We start from the raw sequence: 22,604 nt of genomic DNA, 5'->3' as shown, positions 1-22,604 counted from the left end.
GCTTTGTCTACTATCGCGCAAACGGCACCGACGGTCAATTAATATTCGCGGGCGATGAGATCCTCGACGGTCTCCCGGCGCACCATCGGCGTGACCTCTCCGCCGCGCACGGAGACCACTGCCGGGCGGCCGAACGCGTTGTAGTTCGAGGCCATCGAGTAGCAGTAGGCGCCGGTGGCGGCGAGGGCGATGAGGTCGCCTGGGGCGATGTCGTCGGGCCAGGAGGCCTCCTCCACCAGAATGTCGCCGGACTCGCAGTGGGATCCCACCAGGCGCGTGTCTGTGGGGGCGCCATCGGTGAAACGGTTGACCACGCGGGCGTCGTAAAGCGCGCCGTACAGCGAGGGGCGGATGTTGTCGCTCATGCCGCCGTCGACGGCGATGTAGCGGCGCGAGGTGGTGTACGAGGTGTCCACGTCCTTGATCACGCCGGCGGTGTACACGGTGACCGCGGACGGGCCGGCGATCGCGCGGCCGGGCTCGACCACCACGGTGGGCGCGGCGATGCCCAGCTCGTCGGCAACTTCCTGCACCGCGGCGAGCAGGTCGCGCGCCACAGCGTTGACGTCCAGGGGCGACTCCCCCGGCATGTAGGCGATGCCGTAGCCGCCGCCGAGGTCGAGGTAGCCCAGCGCCACGCCCTGGGTCTTCCAGATCTCGGCGTACAGGCCCAGCACACGCTCGGCGGCGAGCTTGAAGCCCTCGGCGTCGAAAACCTGGGAGCCGACATGGCAGTGCAGGCCGGTCAGCTCCAGCCAGTCGGACGCGATGGCTGCGGTGGCGGCGGAAAGCGCGTCGCCGGTAGCGAGCGAGATGCCGAACTTCTGGTCCTCGTGGCTGGTGGCGATGAATTCGTGCGTATGCGCGTCCACGCCGGGCTTCACGCGGACGAAGACGTCCTGTTTCACGCCAGCTTGCTTCGCGACGGCCTCGAGCTGAGCCAGCTCCTGGTGCGAGTCAATGACCACGTGGCCGACCTTGGACTCCACGCACAGTCGCAGGAACTCGTCGGACTTGTTGTTGCCGTGCACGGTGATGCGCTCCGGTGGAAAGTCCGCGGCCAAAGCGATGCGAAGCTCGTTCTCGCTGGCCACGTCGAGGGCGAGGCCCTCCTCGTCCACCCAGCGCGCCACGCGGCGGGTCAGAAACGCCTTGGAGGCGTAGTGCACGTTGCCTGGCGCCAGAAACGCGGCGGCCATGTCGCGGCAGCGGGAGCGGAAGTCGTCCTCGTCGATGACCACGACCGGGGTGCCGTACTCCGCGGCGATCTCGGAAAGGGGCACACCGGCGATGGTGACCACGCCATCTTCTTCGCGCTTGGCGCAGCGGGGCCAGACGTGTGCGGGCAGGTCGTTGAAGTCGCCGCTGTCTTTCTCGTAGGGCGTGGAGACAAAAACGGTCATTTACATACGCTCCGGTGCGCTCACGCCGATCAGGCCAAGGGCGTTTGCGACGACCTGGCGCGAGGCCATCGCCAGCGCGAGGCGGGCGGTGTGGATCGGCTCCGCGTCCTCGCCGGCCTTGGGCAGGATCTGGCAGGAGTCGTAGAACTTGTGGAACGCGCTGGCCAGCTCCTCTGTGTAGCGGGCGATGCGGTGCGGCTCGCGCAGCTCGGCAGCGGCGCGCACGACGGCCGGGTACTCGCCGAGGGTGCGGATGAGGTCGCCCTCCTTGTCGTGGGTGAGCAGCGCCAGGTCCGGGTCAGCGAAGGACACACCAGCTTCCTCCGCCTTGCGGCCGATGGAGCACAGGCGGGCATGGGCGTACTGCACGTAGTAGACGGGGTTGTCGGAGGACTGCTTCGTCCACAGGTCCAGGTCGATGTCCAGGGTGGAGTCCACCGAGGAGCGCACCAGCGAGTAGCGCGCACCGTCGACGCCGATAGCGTCCACGAGGTCTTCGAGCGTGATCACGGTGCCGGCGCGCTTGGACATCTTCACGGCCTGGCCGTCACGCACTAGGTTCACCATCTGGCCAATGAGCACCTCGACAGCGTCCGCGTTGTAGCCCAGCGCCTGCGCCGCGGCCTTGAGGCGGGCAATGTAGCCGTGGTGGTCCGCACCCAGCATGTAGATGGCCAGGGTGTGGCCGCGGTCGAACTTGTCGGCCACGTATGCGATGTCGCCGGCGATGTAGGCGGCGTCGCCGTCGGACTTGAGCACGACGCGGTCCTTGTCGTCGCCGAAGTCGCTGGAGCGCAGCCACCACGCGCCGTCGTTTTCGTACAGGTTGCCGTTGTCCTTCAGCGTCTGCACGGCCTTGTCCACAGCGCCCGACTCGAACAGCGAGTTCTCGTGGAAGTACACGTCGAAGTCCACGCCGAACTCGTGTAGGGACTGCTTGATCTGCGCGAACATCATCTCCACGCCAGCCGCGCGGAAGGTCTCCTGCACCTCGGCGTCGGTGCCGTCGAGAGCATCAGGATGCTTTTCGACGACCGCCTGGGCAATCTCGCGGATGTAATCGCCGCCGTAACCGTCTTCCGGGGTGGGCTCGCCCTTCGCCGCGGCGACCAGTGACCGGGAGAAGCGGTCGATCTGCCCGCCGTGGTCGTTGAAGTAGTACTCGCGGGTCACCTCCGCACCGGCGGCTTCGAGCACGCGGCCGAGCGAGTCGCCCACCGCGGCCCAGCGGGTGCCGCCGAGGTGGATCGGGCCGGTGGGGTTGGCGGAGACGAACTCGAGGTTGATCTTCTCGTCCGCGTAGAGGTCGCAGTGGCCGAACTTCTCCGCCTCATCCAGCACTTTTGCAACGAGCTGGCCCTGAGCACCGGCGGCGAGACGCAGGTTGATAAAGCCCGGACCGGCGATCTCGGCGGAGTCGATTGCGGGGTTGGCCGACAGGTCGTCGACAAGCCAAGTGGCGAGCTCGCGCGGGTTGGTGCCAGCTTTCTTGGCCACCTGGAGCGCGATGTTTGTGGCGTAGTCGCCGTGCTCGGGGTTGCGGGGGCGCTCCACGGTCACGGTCTCAGGGACGACGGAGGCGTCGAGTTCGTGGGCGGCGAGCACGCGGGTCGCGGCCTCTTTCACGGTGGTTGCGAGTTCAGCTGGCGTCATGGGGCACAAGTCTAAAACACCCGCCGACACCGCACGCAGCATGCCTACAGGCACCACGGTGCAATAGGTCACACCAAAGGAATACCCCTCTATTGGTCACTTCCGGGGTTATAGTGGCATATTGTTTCCCAGTCATTGCCCGTACTGACTCGAAAGAGCCTCCCCCATGGATCAATTCCAAGTCTTCACCGACGCAATCGGTGGCAGCGTGGGCCTCTCGGCACTGGTATCTACCTTGCCGCTGCTCACCTTCTTCATCATGCTGCTCGGCCTTAAGGCCCGCGCACACACCTCCGGCGCCGTCGCGCTCGTTGTTGCGCTGCTGGTAGCCATCCTCGGCTTCAACATGCCCACCGGCATGGCCATCTCCTCGGCCTTCCGCGGCGGCCTATTCGGCCTGTTCCCCATCGTCTTCGTGATCCTGACGGCCATCTGGTTCTACCAGATCACCGTCGCCTCCGGCCGCTTCGAAGACCTGCGCCTAGTCTTCGACAAGATGGGCAACGGCGACGTGCGCATCCAGGCGATGCTCATCGCGTTCTGCTTCGGCGGCCTGCTTGAGGCGCTCGCCGGCTTCGGCGCGCCGGTGGCCATTACCGCCACCATGATCCTCGCGCTGGGCATCCCGCCGCTGAAGGCCGCCACCGTGGTGCTGCTCGCCAACACCGCCCCGGTCGCGTTCGGCGCCGTGGGCATTCCGATCACCACCGCCGGCGAGGTCGGCGGCCGCACAGTCGAGCAGACCGAGAACATCGCGGCGATCATCGGTAACCAGACCCCGATCCTGGCGTTCTTCGTCCCCTTCATCATCGCGCTGATCATCGACGGCAAGCGCGGCGTGCGCGAAACCGCACCGGCCGCGTTCACCATCGGCCTGACCTTCGCCGTGGCCAAGTGGTGGACCTCCCACTACTTCGCCTACCAGCTCACCGACGTCGTCGCCTGCATCGTCGCGCTCGGCGCGGCGTTCCTGCTGCTGCGCTTCTGGCAGCCGAAGGGCATCAACGAGATGCGCCAGCGCCTCGAACTCCCGGAGCGCACCGAGGAAGCAGAACTGCCAGGACACCGTGTGTGGATGGCGTTGATGCCGTACGCAGTTGTTGTGGTTATCTTCGGTCTGGCCAACCTGGGCAGCACCATCCCGGACTGGCTGAACAAGTTCCAGATCTCCTTCCCGTGGCCGGGCCTGGACGGCAAGCTTCTCGACGCCGCAGGTGAGACCGTCAACAGCGACTACAACTTCGCCTGGATCAACAACCCGGGCACGCTGCTGGTCATTTCCGCCCTTATCGTGTCCGTGGCCTACATGGTGTTCAACGAGAACGGCCGCTACAGCCTGACCTGGGGCCAGGTGGGCAAGGAATTCACCGATACTGTGTGGAAGATGCGCTGGTCCGCGCTGACCATCGTGCTCGTGCTGGCGCTGGCGTACGTGATGAACTACTCCGGCCAGACCGTGACCATCGGCGAGTTCTTCGCCAACCTCGGCCCGGCGTTCGCCTTCTTCTCTCCGGTCCTCGGCTGGGTTGGCGTGGCTGTGACCGGCTCCGACACTTCCGCCAACGCCCTGTTTGCCAACCTGCAGGTCACCGCCGCGAACAACCTGGGGCTCAACCCGGATCTCATGCTGGCAGCCAACACCACCGGTGGTGTTGTGGGCAAGATGATTTCCCCGCAGTCCCTCGCCATCGCCGCCACCGCGGTGAACATGGAGGGCAAGGAATCCGAGATCTTCAAGAATGTCGTCGGCTGGAGCTTCGGCTTCTTGGTTGCAGTGTGCGTGATAGTCTTCCTTCAGTCGAACGTTCTGAGCGTGCTTGCGCCGGTCGTTCCGTAACTGACAACCGAATATCGGAGCCCTCGAGGTCATCACAGCCTGCGGGGGCTTTCATTTTTCCCTGTGATCTCACAATTTTAGGAGTCCGAACATGCGAGTAGCGCTGTTTTCTACTTGTATCGGCGACGCCCTCTTCCCCGACGCGCACAAGGCTACGGCCATTGTGCTTTCCCGCTTGGGCTACGACGTTGTCTTTCCCGAACAGCAGACCTGCTGCGGCCAGATGCACGTGAACACCGGCTATAAAGAGCAGGCCCTTCCGATCATCGAAACCTACGTCGACGCCTTCTCGGATCCGTCGATCGACTACGTGGTCGCCCCCTCCGGCTCCTGCGCCGGCGCCGTGCGTGAGCAGCACGTCGAGCTTGCAGAGCGCTTTGGCTCCAAGGCGCTTGTCGACGGCGCGAAGACCGCGTCGAAGAAGACCTACGACCTCTCCGAATTCATCGTTGACGTCGCAGGCACCTACGACGTGGGCGCTTTCTTCCCGCACCGCGTGACCTACCACTCCTCCTGCCACTCCCTGCGCTTCCTCAAGGTCGGCGACCGCCCGACCGAGCTGCTGCGCCACGTCGAGGGCCTGGAGCTGGTGGACCTGCAGAACTCCGAGGAGTGCTGCGGCTTCGGTGGCACCTTCTCCGTGAAGATGCCGGAGGTCTCCTCCGCCATGGTCTCGGACAAGGTGCGCCACATCAAGGACACCCAGGCCGAGTACGTCACCGCCGGCGACTCCTCCTGCCTGATGAACATCGCGGGCGCAATGTCCCGCCAGCACCAGGGCATCCGCGCTGTGCACATGGCGGAGATCCTCGCCTCCACCAAGGAGCACCCGCTGACCCCGACGTCCGCGGCATACAAGAAGGAGAAGATGCTGTGAAGGTCGCACTCGGTCAACCCACCATGCCGCCGTACGCGAGCGGCCCGTCCCACCTGCGCGGCAAGGAGAAGTTCCAGAAGGCTGCGCACCACGAGCTCAACGACGTAACCAAGCGCCGCAACTACCAGTACGCCACCACCACCATCCGCGTGAAGCGACAGGCTGTTGTGGACGAGGTAGACGATTGGCAGGACCTGCGCGAGGCGGGCTCCACCATCAAGCGCGACGTCGCTGCGCGCATGCCCGAGCTGCTGGAGCAGTTCGAGCAAAACGTCACCGCCCGCGGCGGCCACGTCCACTGGGCGCGCGACTCCAAGGAAGCCAACGAGATCATCCAGGACCTGGTCCGCGCCACCGGCGAGGACAAGGTTGTCAAGATCAAGTCCATGGCCACCCAGGAAATCGCCCTGAACGACGAGCTGGAAAAGGCCGGCATCTTCGCGCAAGAGACCGACCTGGCAGAGCTCATCGTGCAGCTCGGCGAGGACTTCCCCTCCCACATCCTGGTCCCGGCGATCCACCGCAACCGCGCAGAGATCCGCGACATCTTCGCCGCGAAGATGCCGAACACGGACGAGACTTTGACCCAGGATCCGGCGGAGCTGGCTGAGGCTGCCCGCAAGTACCTGCGCCAGCAGTTCATGGAGGCCAAGGTGGCCATCTCCGGCGCCAACTTCGGCTGCGCGGATACCGGCACCGTCTCCATTGTGGAGTCCGAGGGCAACGGCCGTATGTGCCTGACCCTGCCGGAGACCCTGATCACCGTCATGGGCATTGAGAAGCTGCTGCCGAACTTCGAGGACCTCGGCGTGTTCCTGCAGCTGCTGCCGCGCTCCTCCACCGGCGAGCGCATGAACCCGTACACCTCCCTGTGGTCCGGTGTGACCGAGGGCGACGGTCCGCAGAACTTCCACATCGTCCTCCTAGACAACGGCCGCACCGCCGCCCTGTCCAGCGAGATCGGCCGCGAGGCCCTGAAGTGCATCCGCTGCTCCGCCTGCCTGAACGTCTGCCCGGTCTACGAGCGTGCCGGCGGCCACTCCTACGGCTCCACCTACCCGGGTCCGATCGGCGCGATCATCACCCCGCAGCTGACCGGCATCGACTCCTCGGACGACCCGAACGGCTCCCTGCCGTACGCGTCTTCCCTGTGCGGTCGCTGCAACGAGGTCTGCCCGGTGAAGATCCCGATCACGGACATTCTGCTGGAGCTGCGCTACCAGAAGGCGAAGAACGAGCCGAGCCACATCGAGCGCGCGGCGTTCGCTTCCCTGGCCCAGGTCTGGGGCCGCAGCGGCGTGTGGGACAAGCTGGTGCGCATGGTGGCTCTGGGCCGCGTGCTCGGCGGCTTCAACGGCAAGATCGAGCTCATGCCGCCGCCGATTTCCGGCTGGACCGAGTACCGCGACGTCGCGGTGCCGCCGAAGAAGTCCTTCCGCCAGTGGTGGGAGACCGACGAGGCGAAGAACCTGCTGGCCGAGGCCCGCGAGCAGGGCGTCCCGGAGGGCCAGAAGGTCACCGGCGAGCGTTTCGAGGAAGAGGACAAGTAAATGACTACTCGAGTAACCGGTAATTCTGCCCCGCGCGACACCCGCAACGAGGACGCCAAGCGCGAGATCCTCAAGCGCATCCGCGACGCACAGCAGCTGTCCAACACGCCTGAGCAGGTGGAAGTGGTTCGCAACTACAACACCTCCTCCGACATCTCCGGCGACGACCTGCGCGAGATCCTCATCGACCGCCTCGTGGACTACAAGGCGGACGTTGTGGAGACTACCGAGGCAACCCTCGCCGAGGACATCGTCAAGGTGCTCGCGGACCGCAAGTGCAACGAGGTCGTCTACGCGCCCGGCCTGGACGCCTCGCTTTTCGACGGCTTCGCTGGCACCGCGCGCCCGGATTCCAACGACACGGACCCGCGTGAGCTTTCCGACGTCGACGCCGTAATCACCGATTCCAAGGTCACCTCCGCGCAGACCGGCTCCATCGTGCTGGAGTCCGGCGACGTGTGCGGCCGCCGCGCCCTGTCCCTGGTGCCGGACCGCCACATCTGCATCGTGCGCCCGGAATCCGTCGTCTTCGGCGTGCCGGAGATGATCTCGCGTATCGATCCGGAGCGCCCGGCGACCATGATCTCTGGTCCGTCCGCGACCTCCGATATCGAGCTCGTGCGCGTCGAGGGCGTGCACGGCCCGCGCGACCTCATCGTGATGGTTGTGAAGTAGCCAGCGCTTAGCTGGCATAACGAAACGGCCGGTCCCTTTCGGGGCCGGCCGTTTCGCTGTCATTGTTTCCCGTGTCACGCCGTTCCCGCGGCGCGCACCAATGATTATGGGACATGGGTGTTGCAAAACCATGGGGTGAAGCTGGGAGTCGCCCTAGGGTTCGTTCCAATTTCGTTGGCTGTAATGCCGGGTGCTAACCTAGACGGCATTGTCTCCGTAGCTCAGTGGATTAGAGCATCGGTTTCCGGTACCGAAGGTCGCAGGTTCGAATCCTGTCGGGGACACCACTTGACCAGGGGGTTTCACGAAACTGTTCCAATCTTTTCACGAAACCTCCTGCCGGCCGAAGAAAAACGGCCGCGAACACAAAAATGACCCGCTCCGTTCGTTCGGAGGGGTCATTTTTCTTTGTCTGAACGCCGTTCCTGCTCGGGTTATAGCGCGGATTGTTTATGAGAGCGGACCGAGCCGCGGAAGAGTTTCCGTACTCATCTGGTGGCGCGGTTTTTGCAGCGCTTCATAGCGGTCTTGTTGCTGTGATCACGCAGGACTGGCTGCGGGTAGTTGTTGGGGTCTGAACCGAGAGGGGTACGCCCGGTCGGGGCCGTTTGGAACACTGCCGCTACGTCAGAGCCCGAAAGCTCCGCCGCTGACGAGGATCACGATGCCGAGGCCGATGAGAACGATGGGAAAGAGGATGTCCTCCCAGCGTTCGAGCACTTCCGCGATCGGGGGGCGGGTGGCGACGAACTTTGCCAGGGCCACCAGGACCGCAACGAGCGCGAGGAAGATAACGCAGTAGGCGACTACTGCGAGAGGCTCCACGCTGAGGAAGACAGGGGTGTAGACACCGATGTTGTCGCCGCCATTGGCAAAAGTGACGCCTGCGACTGTCCCCACGCCGACCTTCTTGCCGGCAACCTTGGCCTCGTCGTCATCGTCGTCATCGTCTCCGCGCCAGGCCTCCCATGCGGCCCAGAGGCCGATGCCCAGCGGGATGAGACCAAAGTATGGAATAGCTGCCGGGGGCAGAAATGCTCCGGCGCCGATGGTCACGAGGATCGCGGCGACGAGGATGCCGGCAAATCCGAGGTACTGGCCGGCCAGAATACGGGCGGTGGTGCCGCTCTGGCCTGCCCCTCGCGCGAAGAAGAGGGAGAGCACGATGATGTCGTCGATGTTGGTAGCTGCGAACAGGCCTATCGCCTGCAAGACCGTGGTGAGCATTACGCGCCCACCCCAGCTACATCGCATCCGGGAAGCGTGCAGGCGGGATCCATGCACGGGGCATCTTCGTCTACTGCCAAGGTGGCATCGACCAATGTAGTCAGCGCCTGCGCCAGGTGCGGATCGGCGATCTCGTATCGCGTCCGACGCCCCTCGGGCTCGGAGACGACGATCCCACAATCGCGCAGGCATGCCAGGTGGTTGGACACATTCGAGCGTGTCAGGTCCAGAGCTCGAGCCAGTTCCGCCGGGTAAGCGGGATGGTCGAGCAGGGTTAAGATGATCCGGGATCGAGTGGGGTCGGCCAGTGCACGACCCAGGCGGTTCATCACGTCGAGACGCGAAGCAATAGTCAGCATGCACTGAACTATACAGCGAGCGCTGAACGTGTCAAACCCGATGTAGCGGTGCAGCTGTGTGTGCTGCTCAGGAGACAGTGGAAGGAGCAGAGCTGGCAGAGATTCCGGCAAAGTTGCGAAAACAGCGTCGCCGGCTCGAGATTCAAGTTGCGCACGAGCCTGGCGTAGTTCGGGAGATCGGTTTTCAGGCCCCAAGCAATGATCCGAACGGGACAAAACTCGATGGCCTCATCATCTTGAACCGGGAAGGCTCGAACAAACTTATCTACCTCATCCGCAGCCTCGACTCGATTCCCGTTTGCAGCGGGGACACCTCGGGGTTCGACGACGGTTCGCGCCGCCAAGGAGAGCCTTGCCGGATGGATTGCCGAGAGGGACAACGAGGGAGACAACACTGGCGACGGTGCATACTTGGTTGAACCACGCTCGTTTCTGATGATCGGCCCATGTGCGATTTGTGTGCCGCGCCCAAGGCAACCGAATTGGCTCGAAGTTCCGTAGCTTTGAAAGTTTCCGCTCGAACCGCAAGTCACCGGAGGTGCTCACCTTTGACGAGCTTGTCGAGCGTTCACGGTGGAGCGTGGAGCTTGCCGAGAGGTAGGAAGAGGCGGAAACGGAATTTCCTGACTTCCCGCTCTAAGGAGCGCTCCTGCTCACGTCATATAATTGACTTCTGTTGTGTAACCGGAGTCGGAACCCGGTGTAACCGGGGTGTAGCCACGAACCCGCTACAACTGGTCGGGGAGTTTACTGAAAGCTCCGAGCAGGGGTTCTGGTTTCTTTTCCCGTTCAATTCAGGAAACGCTGCCAGATTTAACCCTGCTTTCAAATCGGGTGATTTTCGGAGAGACTGACCCCGACAACATTCAATCTGGCGCGAAATGATTCGCCGGCGTGCACAATCGGGGTTCTGCATGCCGGTGAGGAACTAATTGTGGTTCAATTAACCCTAGACTCCACAGCCCGAACAGTCGTGGATAATGCCATTACCGGAAGGAAGCAGGTGCATGAACGATGACTCTCAAGATGATGAGCGCCGCCGGTCGAGCACGCCGCCGGGGAGTGGACGTCATGGAGACGAACCCTCGCCCGCTGCGAACGCAGGCACGCATGAAGGCCAACGATCCCCGGGCGACGATTTACAACGGGTGGAAAGTGACGTTCAACGCAATGGACAAGATCATTCGGACGGTTCTCCCGGCGAAGTAATTGACGCTGAACTCGTCGAGGAGGTCACCCGCCAGATTGCGAGTTCCGCTTACCTGTAGAGTGCCCCGGCACCAGCACCGGAGACGTTGGAAGCCTACCGTCAAGTTGACCCCACTTTTGCCGACCGCGCAATGCGCATGGCGGAACAAAGCATTGCAGCCTCGAACCACGAGAAGGAGTGGCTTGCAAAAGGGGATGTGGACGCCCTCAAACGCGGTCAATACTTGAGTTTCGGCATGTTCCTAACCTCGATCGGCGCAGCCTTGGCTGTTTATTTCGGCGGGGGTTCCGAGTGGCTGGCTGGCATCTTCCTCGCGCCCCCAGTTTTTCAGTTCCTAGGAAAGTTTGTCAGGACTGTTCGCAGGGAAGAGGATGACAAACTCGAATGATGCGCAATCTTTGGTTTAAGGCGGGTCGAAGCCCCCACTTTTAGTTCCCACCCCTAAGCTAACTCGTCCCATTCGGTGTCGACGAGCACGTGGCCGCCGCTGTCCATGGCGACAGGCGGCAGCACTTCCACCGGCGGCAGGCCGTACGACATGAGCATGCGGGCGAAGGAGCGGTGGCTGGGGCTGCGCTCGTCGATAAGCTCTTCCGCTTCCATAATCACCTGCTCTGTGACGACGGTGAGGCCGCGCCAGAAGTCGTCGCGGCTGCCGCTGTAGGTGAACGCTATGTAGCGGGTGGAGGCGTCCTCGACGGTGCCGAAGGTGTAGTCGCAGCCCGGCTCGAGGGCGTCGGCGGCGTGCAGCTTGGCTACCTGGAGCAGGGTGAGCAGAGGGTTGTCGCGTGGGTCGATGAGCACGAGGAACTCGGCGGGAGCGTCGCTGCCGCGCCAATGGTCGACTTCGGCGCGAAGCATGCCGGCGGTCATGTTGGGGTTCGAGTTAGCGATCATCGGCGGTCACCTTCCACTGCGGCGGGATGCGGAAATTGCCATCGCCCAGATGGTGGTCCTTCCAGTTCGCAATTGCGCGTGTCCAGCGGCCCGGATCGGTTTCTTTCCAGCTGTGGTCGCGTTCGATGGAAAGGTGCGCGTCCAGGAGGCGGGTGGTCGCGTCGGTGACGTCGTCGGCCAGGGTGTGGGCGAAGTCGCCGTCGAACAGCTGGTCAGCCCAGCGAATGAACGGTAAGAACAGCGGGTCAGCGAAGTCTTCGCACGGCGGGTCGATGACAGTCCCGTCCGGGAGGTACACGTAGTCGATGACGTGCTGGTTTTGCGCCATTTCCGTCTCCGCAATGTCCATCAGGCGGATCAGGCGCGACGTGTTCAGTATCAGCGCTCCGTCGAACTCTTCGCCGTCCACGCGTGTGATCCAACCGGCATTGACCAATCGCTCGATACATCCTTTGAGCGGAAAGTTGGGTTCGCGCCACCAGGGACGCTCATAGGCCTCCTCCGGGATGTAGTGGATCATCCCGATGCACCCGCGGCGGAAGTTCCCGTGGCGATCAATGATCTCGCCGGTGTAGTCATCGGCGTATTTGCTCACATGTGCGAGGGCCGTTTTGTCTTGGTACTCCAGTGATGGGGTCATCACCTGCATCACTGCGTCAGAAAGTATTTCTCCCAAATGGTTCTCCTTTGATTCCGTCTTTTTACTAGACCGATCAGTACGGTAAGACCCGCCAGCGGAATTGTCAAGAACATATGTTCGACATAGTAGGTGCCGGCAGGAGAACTTGTTGACACGTCACCATTGCGCGCGTAGCATCACTCTCGTTCCATAGTTGACCCATCAACAAAATTCGAAGGAGACAATCATGCAGACCGGTACCTACGCTCTCGACCCCGCCCACTCCTCCATCGGCTTCACCGTGCGCCACGCCATGGTGACCAAGGTCCGCGGCGAGTTCACCGACTTCGACGCAACCGTGACTATCGCGGAGGAGCCGTCCACAAGCACCGCTTCCGGCACCGTGCGCACCGCGAGCGTTAACACCCGCAACGCCGACCGCGACGCACACGTGCGCGGCGAGGACTTCTTCGCCGTCGAGCAGTACCCGGAGATGACCTTCACCGCCACCAGCTTCGAGGTCGACGCACAGGGCACCGGCACTGTCACCGGCGACCTGACCATCAAGACCACCACCAAGCCGGCCACCTTCGACGTCGAGACCTTCGGCGTCGAAGAAGACCCGTTCGGCAACACCCGCCTCGGCTTCGAGGCCCGCACCACCATCAACCGCAGCGAATACGGCATCGACTTCCAGGCGCCGCTGAACTCCGGCGGCATGCTGGTCAGCGAGAAGGTGGGCATCGAGATCGAGGGCTCCGCGATCAAGCAGTAGCTTCTCGACGAGCACTCCGCTCCCCCACCCACTAGAATTTCAGCCTGTGCTGAGCAGGAAAACCTTCATGTCCGCCACGGCAGTGGCGGGCTTTTCTGCGTTGGTGGGGTGTGCCGGCCCGCGCGGCACCACAGGCATAACTGTGACGGAGACGGCGACCACGACGGTCCGCGAGACGGTGACGGCGTACCCCGGCCCGGAGCGCTACGCGGGCCGGGTGCCGCAAGCGTTCGGGACGTCACTGCGCGGCATCGTGGAGACGGTGCCGGTGACCCCGGGCTGGCGCACGATTGCGCTGACCTTCGACGCCTGCGGCGGGCCGAGTGGTTCGGCCGTGGACCAGGGGTTGATAGACGCGCTGCGCGAGTATGCCGTGCCCGCAACGCTGTTTTTGAGCGCCACCTGGATCGAGGCGAACCCGGAGGCGACGCGGAACTTGGCGGCGGATCCCCTGTTCCACCTGGAAAACCACGGCACTCGCCACCTGCCGCTAAGCGTCAACGGCCAGGCGGCTTACGGCATCGCGGGCACTGCGACGCCTGCGGAGGCCATCGCGGAAATCGACGGCAACAGGGCACTTCTGGCGGAATACGGGGTGGATTCGACGTGGTTTCGCTCAGGCACGGCCCACTACGACGACGTCGCCGTCGACATCGCGCGCGAGCGCGGGGTAAAGATCGCGGGCTATTCCGTCAACGGCGACGCTGGGGCGACTGCGGCGGCGGGCCAAGTGGCGTCGACAATCATGCATGCCCCCGACGGGGCGATCGTGCTGGCGCACATGAACCACCCCTCCTCCGGCACCGGGCCGGGTGTGCGCCGCGCGCTGGAGCAGCTGCGCGGCGACGCGGTGCGGTTTACGTTCCTCGACGGGAGCGGGCCCTAAAACTCGGCCGGCATGATCATCCAGGCCACGCCGTAGGCCAGCAGACCCGGGAACAGGCCGATGAGTGCAAGCAGGACGAAAACGACGCGCACGACGGTCGGGTCCACGCCGAGGTACTGGGCGATGCCGCCGCACACGCCGGCGATGTACTTGTCGGTCATGGAGCGCTCGAGGCGCTTCGGGGAATTGCCGGGGTTGATCTGTTGCGGGTTGTAGGGGCTCGACATAGCGCTGTCCTTTCGTGCTCGGAATTGGTGCGTCCCATCCAACCCCCGTTCGCGGAAGCCCGCAAGGACGGGCGTCGTGCAAAACCGCGTTAGCACTGGCGGGTGGGTAGTTCTTGGGCGCCGATTACGTCGGCGAAGAACTCACGGATCTTATCGGCGCGGTCCTCGTTGAGGTGGTCGAAGATGAGGCGCCGGACGGTTTCGACATGGTCCGGAACCGCGTCCTCGAGATGCGTCATGCCCTGGTCCGTGAGCGTGACCAGAACGCCGCGGGCGTCGCCGGGGCACTTGCTCTTGGTCAGCAGACCCCGCTTTTTCATGCGGGTGACCTGGTGGGAGGCACGGGAGCGGTCCCAGCCGAGCTCGTCGCACAACTCGCGGAGACGCAGCGTGTGGTCTTCCGCTTCCGACAGCGCGACGAGGACAGAGAATTCAGACGAAGAAATCTCGCTGCCCTCTTGGAGGCGGTCGTCGATGGTGCGGGAGATCTTGTTGAATCCGGCCAGGATTAGCCGCCACAGTTGCTGTTCTTCGTCGTCAAGCCACCGCGGTTGTGTAGTCATACCGGCAGATCCTAGCCCATGGTCGCGGTTTTCAACTCGTCCATGGAGTACGTGCGCGCGGCGGCGACGCGGTCGAAGCGCTGCGGGAAGCAGGTCAGCACCAGCACCTGCGATGTCTTCCCCACCTGGGAAAACAGCGAGTTCATGCGGGCGAGGCGCTCCGGGTCGGTGGCGCCGAGGGCGTCGTCGACCACCACCGGCACCGGGGTGGTTTCGCCGGAGGCGGTGACTAGGTCAGCGATGGCGAACCGGGTGAGGATGGCCAGCTGCTCCTTCGTGCCGCCGGAGAGCTGGTCCAGCGGCACGCTCACCCCGTCGACGGTGCGCTCGGTGACGGTGAGATCGTCGCCGAAGTTGAAGTCCACGGTAGGTCCGAACAGCACGCGGGCGCGGTTGCGGATCGCTTCGTTGAACGGCGCGGTGTAGCGGGCGCGGGCGGCGTCGCGGTGGGCGTGCATCGTCTCGCGCAGCAAGCGCACCGCGTCGGCGCGGCGGGTGGTGCGGGCCAGCTCGGTCTCCGCGGCATCGAGCTCCGCGGCCGCGCGATCCGCCTTCTCAGCGGTGCCGGCGGCGATCTCAATGCGGCCGGTCAGCTCGGTGATGCGGTTTTTCGCCTCTGCCTGGCGCTTCTCCAGGTTCTGCAGGCGAGTCTTCGCGCCCTCGAGCATCTGCTGGACGATATCCGGGTCGGCGGCCGCGAGCTCGGCGGACAGCGCCGCGTGCGCCTCGTTGGCCTCGCGCTCCTGCTCGCTGGCCGATTCGAGGGCGCTCTCGAGCGTATTTTTCGGTGCGTTGTCCTCGGCGTGTGCCAGCTCGTCGGCGGCATGGCTCGCCTCGGCCTGCTTCGCCTCCAGTTTGGTCTGCACGACGGTCAGCTCGCTAGCGGCGGTGCGGTCGGCGTAAGGCTTGAGCGCGGCATCGGCGGAATCGACATCCTTCTCCGCTTTGTCCAGCGCCTTTTGCGCGTCTTTTACCGCTCCCTCCGCGGCCTGTTCGGTGTCGGGCAACTCGGCGCCGTCGAGAAGCTCGGCGAGTTCCTCCAACTGGGTGGTCAGGCGGTCGCGCTCGGCCGCGAGCTCGTCGGCGTCGGTGCCGGCCAGCGCGTCGTCGCGGCGCTGGCGGGCGGACTTCACCTCTGCCTCGTGCGCCTTGCTGGCGTCGCGGGCGGCGCGGGCCTCGTCGACGTCCGCGCAACCGAGCTTGGACAGCAGGCTGGAAAGGGCGTCCTCGGCCTTTTCCACAGCGCGGCGGGGGTCCTCCGACCCCTGGGCGGCGCGGAAGACCACATCGAAGTCGTCGAGGGTGAGGCGCGTGCCTTCGTAGACGGCGACAGACTCGGTGCCGTCCACGCCCAGGCTTTCGCCGTCGACCTGGATGGTTTTGTCCTCGGCGGTGATCTCCAGTTTGGCAGAGGCCGCTTCGCGCAGGCGGCGTTGCAGCGTCAGCTCACTTTCGGCCTTCTCCAACTTGCGCACGTCCGCGTCCGTGACCTGCAGGGCGGGGGCGTTTTTGAGCAGGGTTGCGTAGGCCTCCTCGGCTTTGCCGATGAGGGTGAGCTGGTCGGTGACGACCGTGAGGCGTCGGGAAGCACGCACGTGGTCGCGGACATTCTCGGCGCCGCGCAGGGTGGTGCGGGCTGTGGCGAGGCGGGTCTTCGCCTCCTCGACCTGCGCCGTCAGCTCCGCGACCTTCTCGCGTTCGGCGTCGCGCGCCTCCTGCGCCGGCGCGAGCGCAGCCTGCAGGTCCTTTTCCTCCTCACGCAGCGCGGCCACGCGCTCGGTCAGCGCGGCGCGCTCGGCGAGGTCTTGCTCGGCGCGCTTCCTGGCGACGGTGGCGCGCTCGAGCTGCTCAGCCGCAGTCTTAGCTTTCTCCGCGAGCTGGCTGGCCTGCGCGAACTCGGCCTCGCGTCCGGCGAGCTCCTCGTGGGCCTGCGGCAGCTCCGTGTCCACCGCGCGGATTTCCTCTTCGCGCCGGGCGACCTCGTCGACAAAGGTGGCGAGCTGCTGCACCTCGGCCTCCGCGGCGTGCAGGGTCTCGCGGGCGGCGTCCACGGCGTCGGACTTGGCGGTGAAGGAGGCTTTGGGCTTGGGCGGGGTCGCGGCCGTCCAGTAGCGGGCGTACTCCGCCTCGATGGCGGCCATAAGCTCGGTGTCTTCCTCGCCGGAGCGCTCGGTGCCGTGCTCCGTGTCGAGGGCCTGGGAGATGGACGGGATGCCGGCGGCGGCGATGCCCGGGTCCAGCTCGCCCTGGCGCAGGAACAGCGTCTTGGCCAGGCTGGTGTCCATCTGTTCGGCGATGATGCGGGCGAGCTCATCGTCCGCCTGACGGCCGGTGAAGTTCTTGTGCACCGGCGAGAGGATCTCCAGCTCCGAAAGCTTGCCCTTGAGCCAGCGCTTGTGGATTTTGAAGGTGGTCTCCCCCACCGTCGCGGTCATGGTGACCTCGGGAGACGCGTCGCGGCCGACTGGGGCGAAGACCTTGATCTTCTTGCCGCCGGCGGAGTGTCGCTCCTGCAGCACGGTGCCGATGGCGTCCAGGATGGTGGACTTGCCGGCCTCGTTCTGGCCGTGGATGACAATCACGCCGGTATCGGGCAGGTCGCGCAGCTCCAGGTGCTCGATGGCGCGGAAGTTGTCGATGAATAGGTCGTGGATACGCATGGTCTAGCCCACCTCCTTGGACAGGCGGAACAGCAGGTTCACGGCATCGCGGGCGGTGGCGTTGTCCTCGGCCGCCTGGCCGATCAGCTCCCGCATCGCGTCTTGGGCGAAGCCGGTTAAGGGCAGGTTTTCCATCTCTTCCTCGTCGGGCTCGAGGTGCAGGCTCATCAGCCGCTCGCGCGGGTAAAGCGCGGCGAAGACCGGCTCGAGCTCGGCGAGTTCGCGCTCGAGGGTGCGCGTGTCCTCTAGGCCTAGCGTGCCAGAAAGCGCGTACTTAATCACGGTGCGGTCTTTTTCCGGGTACGCCTTGAGGTCCTCGATCACCCCGGCCACGTCCTCGGCACCGGCGACCTCCCAGAAGCGGGCTTCGAACGTCCAAGCGCCGACCGAGACTTTCTCCACCGAGACGTCGGCGCGCCCGCCGCTTTTGTCCACGGTGACCACCAGCGCGTTGCCGGAATCCACCTCGCCGCCGGCAACACCAGGGGTGCGGTCGAAGTAGTCCGTGGTCTCCGGCGCACCGGAGTACCAGATCCGCTCCGAGGCGGTAAGTGCCGCGGTGGAGTGGGTGTCGCCCAGCGCGACGTAGTCGATCGTGCCCTGGTCGATGGCGGTGTCGAGCGAAGCAACGTCGATAAGCGAATGTGCCTCCTCTTCCCCGAAGCCCTCCACGGCGCCGTGGCCGACGAGGATGCGGACCGCCTCCGTCGGCTCTAGGTCGCGGATCGCCTTGGCGCACAGGTCCTCCGAGGCGTGCTTGGTTAGCAGCGGGGCGCCCACCACCTCGACACCCTCGCGCACGACCACCGGCTCCGAATCTGCGAGCACCGTGACGCCTTCGATCCCCTCGGTGCGCTGGAAGATGCTGTCCGCCACCAGCGGGTCGTGGTTGCCGGGCAACAGATAGACCGGCACGGGGAGCTTGCGCAGCGCCTCGAGCGCGCGGCCGAGTGTGGTCGGCTCGAGCGAGTTGTGCTCAAACACGTCGCCGGCCACGACGATGAACTCGGCGCCGCGGTCCTGGGCGATCTCCCCCAAGCGGGTGACGGCGCGGAGGCGTGCGTCGTCGAAACGCGACTGCGCTTCGAGCGACAAGAATTTTCGGCGCATGCCTAACTGCAGGTCGGAGGTGTGGATGAAGGTGGTGTGCGTCATGTCTTATACACCTACCACCGCGCCCGACACGCCAGCACAGACATTCGAACACATGAGCTAACGGGTGAGTTCGTCGTAGAGATCTTCGATGTCCGCCACGGCCCGCAACTGGTCAATGTTGGTGAACGACACGGTCTGCATCGCGCGGTGGAGCAGGTCGATGTCCGAATCCTCGATCATCGGCGCCACCTTCGGACGCGGCAGCTCTGGAAGCTCCCGGCCGGACCAGAAGTACTCCGAGCCGGGCTCGGCGTTTTCCCTGGCCAGGTCATCCGCCTGGTTGCGCTTCCGGTTCTCCAGCTCCTCCAGGCGCAGTCCGCGCATGGTGAAGATGACGCTCGGGTCCTTATCTATGAGCTCCGCGGTGCGCTGCGCCACGGCGACGGCGTGCTTGCACACGGCCGCGCCGTCCGGGCAGTCACAGTGGAAGGTGACCTCCTGCGGAGTTCTGCACAGCAGAATCTCCAAGACATCCTCGGCGAGCGTGCCAGCCTTCGCCGCGGCGATGGACCCTGGCGCCCGCACGATCGCGCTGGTGGCCTCGCGGATCTCCTCGGCGTGGCGCCGCGGCAAGTACATAGCCACCCGGAACGGGTCATTCTGGCTGCCCACCACCGCCGCGCGCACACCGTGGGACACCGCCTGCAGCTCCACCACATGCCCGCGGGCGGCGTACTCCGCACCACGTTTCGCCCGGCCCACGTCGGTCTGGCGCACCGCGGCGTTGTAAATGGTCATCGCCGCAGGCGACAGCGACCGCGGACGGAACGTGCCGACGTCCGTGCCGCCAGTTTCCGCCGCGCTGGACACACGTTTGCGCGCGCCGAAGTTGGCGTAGATGACGTTGTTATCCTGCGGGCGCTTCTTCTTCTCAGTCATTTTGCCCCCTGTAACTGATCAAATGGGCGAGCTCCTCGGTTCCCAGCTCGGTGATCCAGCCCTCGCCCTGGCCCACCACGGCGCCGGCGAGCTGGGTCTTGCCGTCCAGGATGTCCTGGATGGACTCCTCCATCGTGCCGCGGGTGATGATCTTGTACACCGTGACGTTCTTCTCCTGACCGATGCGGAACGCGCGGTCCGTGGCCTGATTCTCCACCGCCGGGTTCCACCATCGGTCCAGGTGGATGACCATGGACGCCGCCGTCAGGTTCAAGCCGGTGCCGCCGGCTTTCAGGCTGAGGATCATCGCGCGGGGCCCGTCCGGCTGCTGGAAACGCTCCACCATCGCATCGCGCGCGGACTTGCCCACGCCGCCGTGGAGGAACGGCACGTCCTCGCCGAGGCGCTCGGACAGGTAGGGCTTCAAAATGTCTCCGAACGCCTTGTACTGGGTGAAAATCAGCACACGCTGGTCGGACGCGGCGGCTTCTTCCAGAAGCTCCATGAGTTTTTCCACCTTGCCGGAGCGGTGGCGGCCTTTGTCGGTGACCGCGGAGCCATCGCCAAGAAAGTGCGCCGGGTGGTTGCACACCTGCTTGATGCGGGTAATCGTGGCCAGCACGAGCCCCTTTCGCGCAATCCCCTTGCGCTCGTCCAGTTCCGCCTGCGTGCTGTCCACCAGCGCCTTGTACAGCGCGGCCTGCTCCGGGGTCATGTCCACGGCGATGACGTGCTCGGCCTTGTCCGGCAGGTCCGAGATGATCGCCGTGTCCGTTTTCAGGCGGCGCAGGATAAACGGCGCGGTGAGGCGCTGCAGCCGCTCGCCCATCTCGTCCGCAAGCTCCGGGTCCCTGCGCGACTCGATGGCTTTGGCGAAGTGGTTGCGGAAGAAACTCTGCGAGCCCAGCATGCCCGGATTCACAAAATCCAGGATGCTGCGCAGCTCAGAAAGCTTATTTTCAATCGGCGTGCCGGTCAGCGCGATGCGGTGTCGTGCGGGAATTGCGCGAACGCTTTTCGACGACTGCGTGCCCGCGTTCTTGATCGCCTGCGCCTCATCCAACACCACGTGATCCCACTGCACCGACGCCAAATCCTTGGCGTCGCGCGCGGCGGTGCCGTAGGAGGTGATGACGATGTCGGAGTCTTCGGCGGCTGCGAACAAGTCGTCGCCCTTGAGCCTGCCCGCGCCGTGGTGCACGCGCACGCGCATATCCGGCACGAAGCGGGCGGCCTCGCGCGCCCAGTTGTTCACCACCGACGTCGGCGCCACGATCAGCGACGGGCCGCGCCTCGTGCCCTTCGCCTTTTCCACCGCGAGCAGGGTGAGCAGCTGCAGGGTCTTGCCCAGCCCCATGTCGTCCGCAAGCACCGCGCCCAAGTTGTTGCGGGACATGAAGTACAGCCAGTCCACGCCGCGGCGCTGGTACTCGCGCAGCTCGGCGGTGACGGTGTCCGGGATGTCCACCCGCTCCGGCGCCGGGCGGTCCGTGCCGCCGACCAGGGAGGTGAACCAGGGCGAGCCGGTGAACTCGATCGGGCTGTCCGTGCCCGACTCCAACGCGAGTTGGCGCAGCTCCGCGGCAGACACCACGCCCTCGCCCTCGGCGGCCTTCAGACGCTCGTACTCCGCCTGCGCCTCCTCGGCGAGGCGCTGCAGCTCCTCGGCGTCCTCTGAGCCGGCGGCCTGCGCGATGCGGGCGCGCTTGATGGCGCTCTCCGCCTCCAGCATCGCGTTTTTCAGCGACGTGTCACGCAGCTTCTCCAGGTACTTCGCCGTCTTGGCCACCTCGCGGCTATCCGCCAGCACCCACTCGCCGCGCAGCTTGATCAGGCCGGACTTGGACTTGACCAGCTCCGCCATCTCTTCGTCCGAAAGCTCCACGCCGCCGACGGACAGCCGCCAGTCGTACTTGACCAGGGCGTCAAAGCCCATCATGGTCACGGTGGAGGAATCGTGCGGGTCCTGGTGCTCGCTGACCTTGAGCTTCGACGCCGTCTCCGCCGTCGCCCACGCACGCGGCAGCAGCACCACAAAGCCGTGGGCCCGCAGGGTCGCGGCGCTTTCGCGGACGAACTTCACAATTTCGTCGCCGTTCAAGTACAGGTCCCAGTCGCCCGCGTTGGGGTCGAAGCCCTGGTCCACGGTGGAGCGGAACCGGCCGTGCTGTGCCGGATCCGCCAGCGAGGTCACCGCGATTGCCCGGTCGAGCTGGCCGCGCAGGACGTCGGCCGTCTTCGAGTCGTAATCCCCCAGCCGCACCGGCCGCGGCGAATCCGCGCTGGAGCGCACCTGCACCCGCACCGGCCACAGCGTGTCCGGGCCCGACTCCTCGGCCCCGTCTGGCGACTCCACAATGAACACCAGCTGCATGTTCACCGCCGTGATCGTGCCGTTCCAATCCCCCATCTGGCGGGCCAGCACCGCCCCGCCGCGGCGCAGCGGGATGCTGTAGAGCAGCGACTTCACAAAATCGTGCCAAGGGTACGGCCTCGTCGCCGCCTTCTCCACCGCGCCCTGCAGGCGTTCCGTGGCGATCCAGTGCGTGAACATCTGCGCGCAGTCCTCGCTCAGGTTCGCGTTGTTCACCGTGAGCACACCCGGCGAGGCGGCGATCATCTCCGCCAGCCAGCTGCGCTCCTCCAGTCCGGTGCCCAACTGCCACTGCGCGTACCACAGCCCGTCGTGGTACGGCACGTTGATGCTCACGCGCCCCGCGCGCACGAACTGGGTCAGACCCCGATACATGCGCAGGATCCAGTACATGTCCGGCGCGACCGCCTCGCGCTGCGCGGGCGTTGCCGCCGGCGAATCCCCGTCCAGGTGCGCCAGGTTGTCCAAAAAGCGCACCGCATCCTCGGGCGCGAACTGCGCCAACGGCGCCCGCAAGCTGACGTGCCGGCCCTTCGGGGTTTGCAGGATCAGGGTATGGAAGTGGCGGAACCTTTGGTCGTCCAAAAGCGAATGCACGATCGGCGGAAACGTGCCGGGCGGCACGTCATCCATGGTCACAATGCGGTGTCCCTGTACGCGCTCAACCCACACCGAAAGCCCGGACTCGGGGAGCCACAGGCCATGGAGAAGGTATTCAGGCATACCCACCCTTATACCACCGACACCGACATCGCCCCCGCCGAGCGTTCGAACAAAA

General features: G+C 65.1%; 20 protein-coding genes and 1 tRNA gene. 9 read left to right on the top strand and 12 right to left on the bottom strand.

Annotated elements, in window-relative coordinates; genetic code table 11:
* Positions 1-38: 38 nt before the first annotated feature.
* Positions 39-1,403 (bottom strand): diaminopimelate decarboxylase, encoded by a 1,365-nt coding sequence (gene lysA / locus ACX1NL_RS05065; RefSeq protein WP_458898776.1) that lies wholly within the window; start codon positions 1,401-1,403, stop codon positions 39-41.
* Entirely contained in the window at positions 1,404-3,056 is a 1,653-nt protein-coding gene (gene argS / locus ACX1NL_RS05060; protein ID WP_458898775.1) for an arginine--tRNA ligase, read from the bottom strand.
* 166 nt (positions 3,057-3,222) lie between these two features.
* Between argS and ACX1NL_RS05055 the strand changes: the two genes are divergently transcribed.
* The 5 genes from ACX1NL_RS05055 (at position 3,223) to ACX1NL_RS05035 (ending at position 8,282) form a co-directional block, all read left to right on the top strand.
* Positions 3,223-4,893 (top strand): L-lactate permease, encoded by a 1,671-nt coding sequence (locus ACX1NL_RS05055; protein WP_448231073.1) that lies wholly within the window; start codon positions 3,223-3,225, stop codon positions 4,891-4,893.
* A 91-nt stretch (positions 4,894-4,984) separates the two neighbouring features.
* On the top strand, positions 4,985-5,770 hold the full coding sequence (locus tag ACX1NL_RS05050) for a (Fe-S)-binding protein (RefSeq protein WP_181888230.1): 786 nt from the start codon (positions 4,985-4,987) through the stop codon (positions 5,768-5,770).
* A complete protein-coding gene (locus ACX1NL_RS05045; RefSeq protein WP_458898774.1) occupies positions 5,767-7,320 on the top strand; it encodes a LutB/LldF family L-lactate oxidation iron-sulfur protein in 1,554 nt (517 codons plus the stop codon). The genes ACX1NL_RS05050 and ACX1NL_RS05045 overlap by 4 nt, the downstream gene beginning before the upstream one ends.
* Positions 7,321-7,995 carry a LutC/YkgG family protein gene (locus tag ACX1NL_RS05040; protein ID WP_239305947.1) on the top strand — a complete coding sequence of 225 codons (675 nt, stop codon included), beginning with the start codon at positions 7,321-7,323 and terminating at the stop codon, positions 7,993-7,995.
* 210 nt (positions 7,996-8,205) lie between these two features.
* Positions 8,206-8,282 (top strand) — tRNA-Arg (locus ACX1NL_RS05035).
* A gap of 340 nt (positions 8,283-8,622) precedes the next feature.
* Here the strand turns inward: ACX1NL_RS05035 and ACX1NL_RS05030 are convergent.
* Together ACX1NL_RS05030 and cmtR are read right to left on the bottom strand one after the other, a co-directional pair.
* Positions 8,623-9,222: a cadmium resistance transporter gene (locus tag ACX1NL_RS05030; RefSeq protein ID WP_200803038.1), complete on the bottom strand. Its 600-nt coding sequence runs from the start codon at positions 9,220-9,222 to the stop codon at positions 8,623-8,625.
* On the bottom strand, positions 9,222-9,581 hold the full coding sequence (gene cmtR, locus ACX1NL_RS05025) for a Cd(II)/Pb(II)-sensing metalloregulatory transcriptional regulator CmtR (protein WP_181888220.1): 360 nt from the start codon (positions 9,579-9,581) through the stop codon (positions 9,222-9,224). The genes ACX1NL_RS05030 and cmtR overlap by 1 nt, the downstream gene beginning before the upstream one ends.
* 1,014 nt (positions 9,582-10,595) lie before the next feature.
* Here cmtR and ACX1NL_RS05020 point away from each other — a divergent pair.
* On the top strand, positions 10,596-10,790 hold the full coding sequence (locus ACX1NL_RS05020; RefSeq protein ID WP_239305948.1) for a hypothetical protein: 195 nt from the start codon (positions 10,596-10,598) through the stop codon (positions 10,788-10,790).
* Positions 10,791-10,876: 86 nt separating this feature from the next.
* Positions 10,877-11,179 carry a hypothetical protein gene (locus tag ACX1NL_RS05015; RefSeq protein ID WP_311390204.1) on the top strand — a complete coding sequence of 101 codons (303 nt, stop codon included), beginning with the start codon at positions 10,877-10,879 and terminating at the stop codon, positions 11,177-11,179.
* Between the two features lie 53 nt (positions 11,180-11,232).
* On the opposite strand, the gene ACX1NL_RS05010 is transcribed toward ACX1NL_RS05015, so the two are convergent.
* Both ACX1NL_RS05010 and ACX1NL_RS05005 read right to left on the bottom strand, forming a co-directional pair.
* The gene (locus ACX1NL_RS05010) at positions 11,233-11,688 is read right to left on the bottom strand and encodes a hypothetical protein (RefSeq protein ID WP_181888218.1); all 456 of its coding nucleotides are present in this window, start codon (positions 11,686-11,688) and stop codon (positions 11,233-11,235) included.
* Positions 11,678-12,364 carry a hypothetical protein gene (locus ACX1NL_RS05005; protein ID WP_239356179.1) on the bottom strand — a complete coding sequence of 229 codons (687 nt, stop codon included), beginning with the start codon at positions 12,362-12,364 and terminating at the stop codon, positions 11,678-11,680. The genes ACX1NL_RS05010 and ACX1NL_RS05005 overlap by 11 nt, the downstream gene beginning before the upstream one ends.
* A gap of 190 nt (positions 12,365-12,554) precedes the next feature.
* Between ACX1NL_RS05005 and ACX1NL_RS05000 the strand changes: the two genes are divergently transcribed.
* Both ACX1NL_RS05000 and ACX1NL_RS04995 read left to right on the top strand, forming a co-directional pair.
* Positions 12,555-13,082, top strand: a complete 528-nt coding sequence (locus ACX1NL_RS05000) for a YceI family protein (RefSeq protein ID WP_458898773.1) — start codon at positions 12,555-12,557, stop codon at positions 13,080-13,082.
* 67 nt (positions 13,083-13,149) lie between these two features.
* Positions 13,150-13,968, top strand: coding sequence for a polysaccharide deacetylase family protein (locus ACX1NL_RS04995; RefSeq protein ID WP_458898772.1), 819 nt, complete (start codon positions 13,150-13,152; stop codon positions 13,966-13,968).
* Here ACX1NL_RS04995 and ACX1NL_RS04990 read toward each other — a convergent pair.
* The 6 genes from ACX1NL_RS04990 to ACX1NL_RS04965 all read right to left on the bottom strand — a co-directional run bounded on the left by ACX1NL_RS04990 (position 13,965) and on the right by ACX1NL_RS04965 (position 22,549).
* On the bottom strand, positions 13,965-14,195 hold the full coding sequence (locus ACX1NL_RS04990; RefSeq protein WP_239305954.1) for a PspC domain-containing protein: 231 nt from the start codon (positions 14,193-14,195) through the stop codon (positions 13,965-13,967). The genes ACX1NL_RS04995 and ACX1NL_RS04990 overlap by 4 nt on opposite strands.
* An 89-nt stretch (positions 14,196-14,284) precedes the next feature.
* A complete protein-coding gene (locus ACX1NL_RS04985; protein WP_239305955.1) occupies positions 14,285-14,758 on the bottom strand; it encodes a MarR family winged helix-turn-helix transcriptional regulator in 474 nt (157 codons plus the stop codon).
* Between the two features lie 11 nt (positions 14,759-14,769).
* Positions 14,770-17,418, bottom strand: a complete 2,649-nt coding sequence (locus tag ACX1NL_RS04980; protein ID WP_458898771.1) for an AAA family ATPase — start codon at positions 17,416-17,418, stop codon at positions 14,770-14,772.
* Positions 17,419-17,421: 3 nt separating this feature from the next.
* The gene (locus ACX1NL_RS04975) at positions 17,422-18,573 is read right to left on the bottom strand and encodes a metallophosphoesterase family protein (RefSeq protein ID WP_181888211.1); all 1,152 of its coding nucleotides are present in this window, start codon (positions 18,571-18,573) and stop codon (positions 17,422-17,424) included.
* Positions 18,574-18,630: 57 nt separating this feature from the next.
* Complete coding sequence (locus ACX1NL_RS04970) at positions 18,631-19,452, bottom strand: SWIM zinc finger family protein (RefSeq protein ID WP_181888210.1); 822 nt, start codon at positions 19,450-19,452, stop codon at positions 18,631-18,633.
* The gene (locus ACX1NL_RS04965; RefSeq protein ID WP_458898770.1) at positions 19,445-22,549 is read right to left on the bottom strand and encodes a DEAD/DEAH box helicase; all 3,105 of its coding nucleotides are present in this window, start codon (positions 22,547-22,549) and stop codon (positions 19,445-19,447) included. The genes ACX1NL_RS04970 and ACX1NL_RS04965 overlap by 8 nt, the downstream gene beginning before the upstream one ends.
* Positions 22,550-22,604: the final 55 nt, after the last annotated feature.

The organism is Corynebacterium sp. CQ3829_602738 (genome assembly GCF_054478435.1).
Note: the sequence above shows the minus strand (reverse complement) of the source record. Positions and strands in the feature narration are given on the sequence as shown.

Excerpts from the sequence above, each read along its gene's own strand:
- lysA (WP_458898776.1), bottom strand. The coding sequence starts at position 1,403 with ATGACCGTTTTTGTCTCCACGCCCTACGAGAAAGACAGCGGCGACTTC.
- argS (WP_458898775.1), bottom strand. The coding sequence starts at position 3,056 with ATGACGCCAGCTGAACTCGCAACCACCGTGAAAGAGGCCGCGACCCGC.
- ACX1NL_RS05055 (WP_448231073.1), top strand. The coding sequence starts at position 3,223 with ATGGATCAATTCCAAGTCTTCACCGACGCAATCGGTGGCAGCGTGGGC.
- ACX1NL_RS05050 (WP_181888230.1), top strand. The coding sequence starts at position 4,985 with ATGCGAGTAGCGCTGTTTTCTACTTGTATCGGCGACGCCCTCTTCCCC.
- ACX1NL_RS05040 (WP_239305947.1), top strand. The coding sequence starts at position 7,321 with ATGACTACTCGAGTAACCGGTAATTCTGCCCCGCGCGACACCCGCAAC.
- ACX1NL_RS05030 (WP_200803038.1), bottom strand. The coding sequence starts at position 9,222 with ATGCTCACCACGGTCTTGCAGGCGATAGGCCTGTTCGCAGCTACCAAC.
- cmtR (WP_181888220.1), bottom strand. The coding sequence starts at position 9,581 with ATGCTGACTATTGCTTCGCGTCTCGACGTGATGAACCGCCTGGGTCGT.
- ACX1NL_RS05020 (WP_239305948.1), top strand. The coding sequence starts at position 10,596 with ATGACTCTCAAGATGATGAGCGCCGCCGGTCGAGCACGCCGCCGGGGA.
- ACX1NL_RS05010 (WP_181888218.1), bottom strand. The coding sequence starts at position 11,688 with ATGATCGCTAACTCGAACCCCAACATGACCGCCGGCATGCTTCGCGCC.
- ACX1NL_RS05000 (WP_458898773.1), top strand. The coding sequence starts at position 12,555 with ATGCAGACCGGTACCTACGCTCTCGACCCCGCCCACTCCTCCATCGGC.
- ACX1NL_RS04995 (WP_458898772.1), top strand. The coding sequence starts at position 13,150 with ATGTCCGCCACGGCAGTGGCGGGCTTTTCTGCGTTGGTGGGGTGTGCC.
- ACX1NL_RS04990 (WP_239305954.1), bottom strand. The coding sequence starts at position 14,195 with ATGTCGAGCCCCTACAACCCGCAACAGATCAACCCCGGCAATTCCCCG.
- ACX1NL_RS04985 (WP_239305955.1), bottom strand. The coding sequence starts at position 14,758 with ATGACTACACAACCGCGGTGGCTTGACGACGAAGAACAGCAACTGTGG.
- ACX1NL_RS04980 (WP_458898771.1), bottom strand. The coding sequence starts at position 17,418 with ATGCGTATCCACGACCTATTCATCGACAACTTCCGCGCCATCGAGCAC.
- ACX1NL_RS04975 (WP_181888211.1), bottom strand. The coding sequence starts at position 18,573 with ATGACGCACACCACCTTCATCCACACCTCCGACCTGCAGTTAGGCATG.
- ACX1NL_RS04970 (WP_181888210.1), bottom strand. The coding sequence starts at position 19,452 with ATGACTGAGAAGAAGAAGCGCCCGCAGGATAACAACGTCATCTACGCC.
- ACX1NL_RS04965 (WP_458898770.1), bottom strand. The coding sequence starts at position 22,549 with ATGCCTGAATACCTTCTCCATGGCCTGTGGCTCCCCGAGTCCGGGCTT.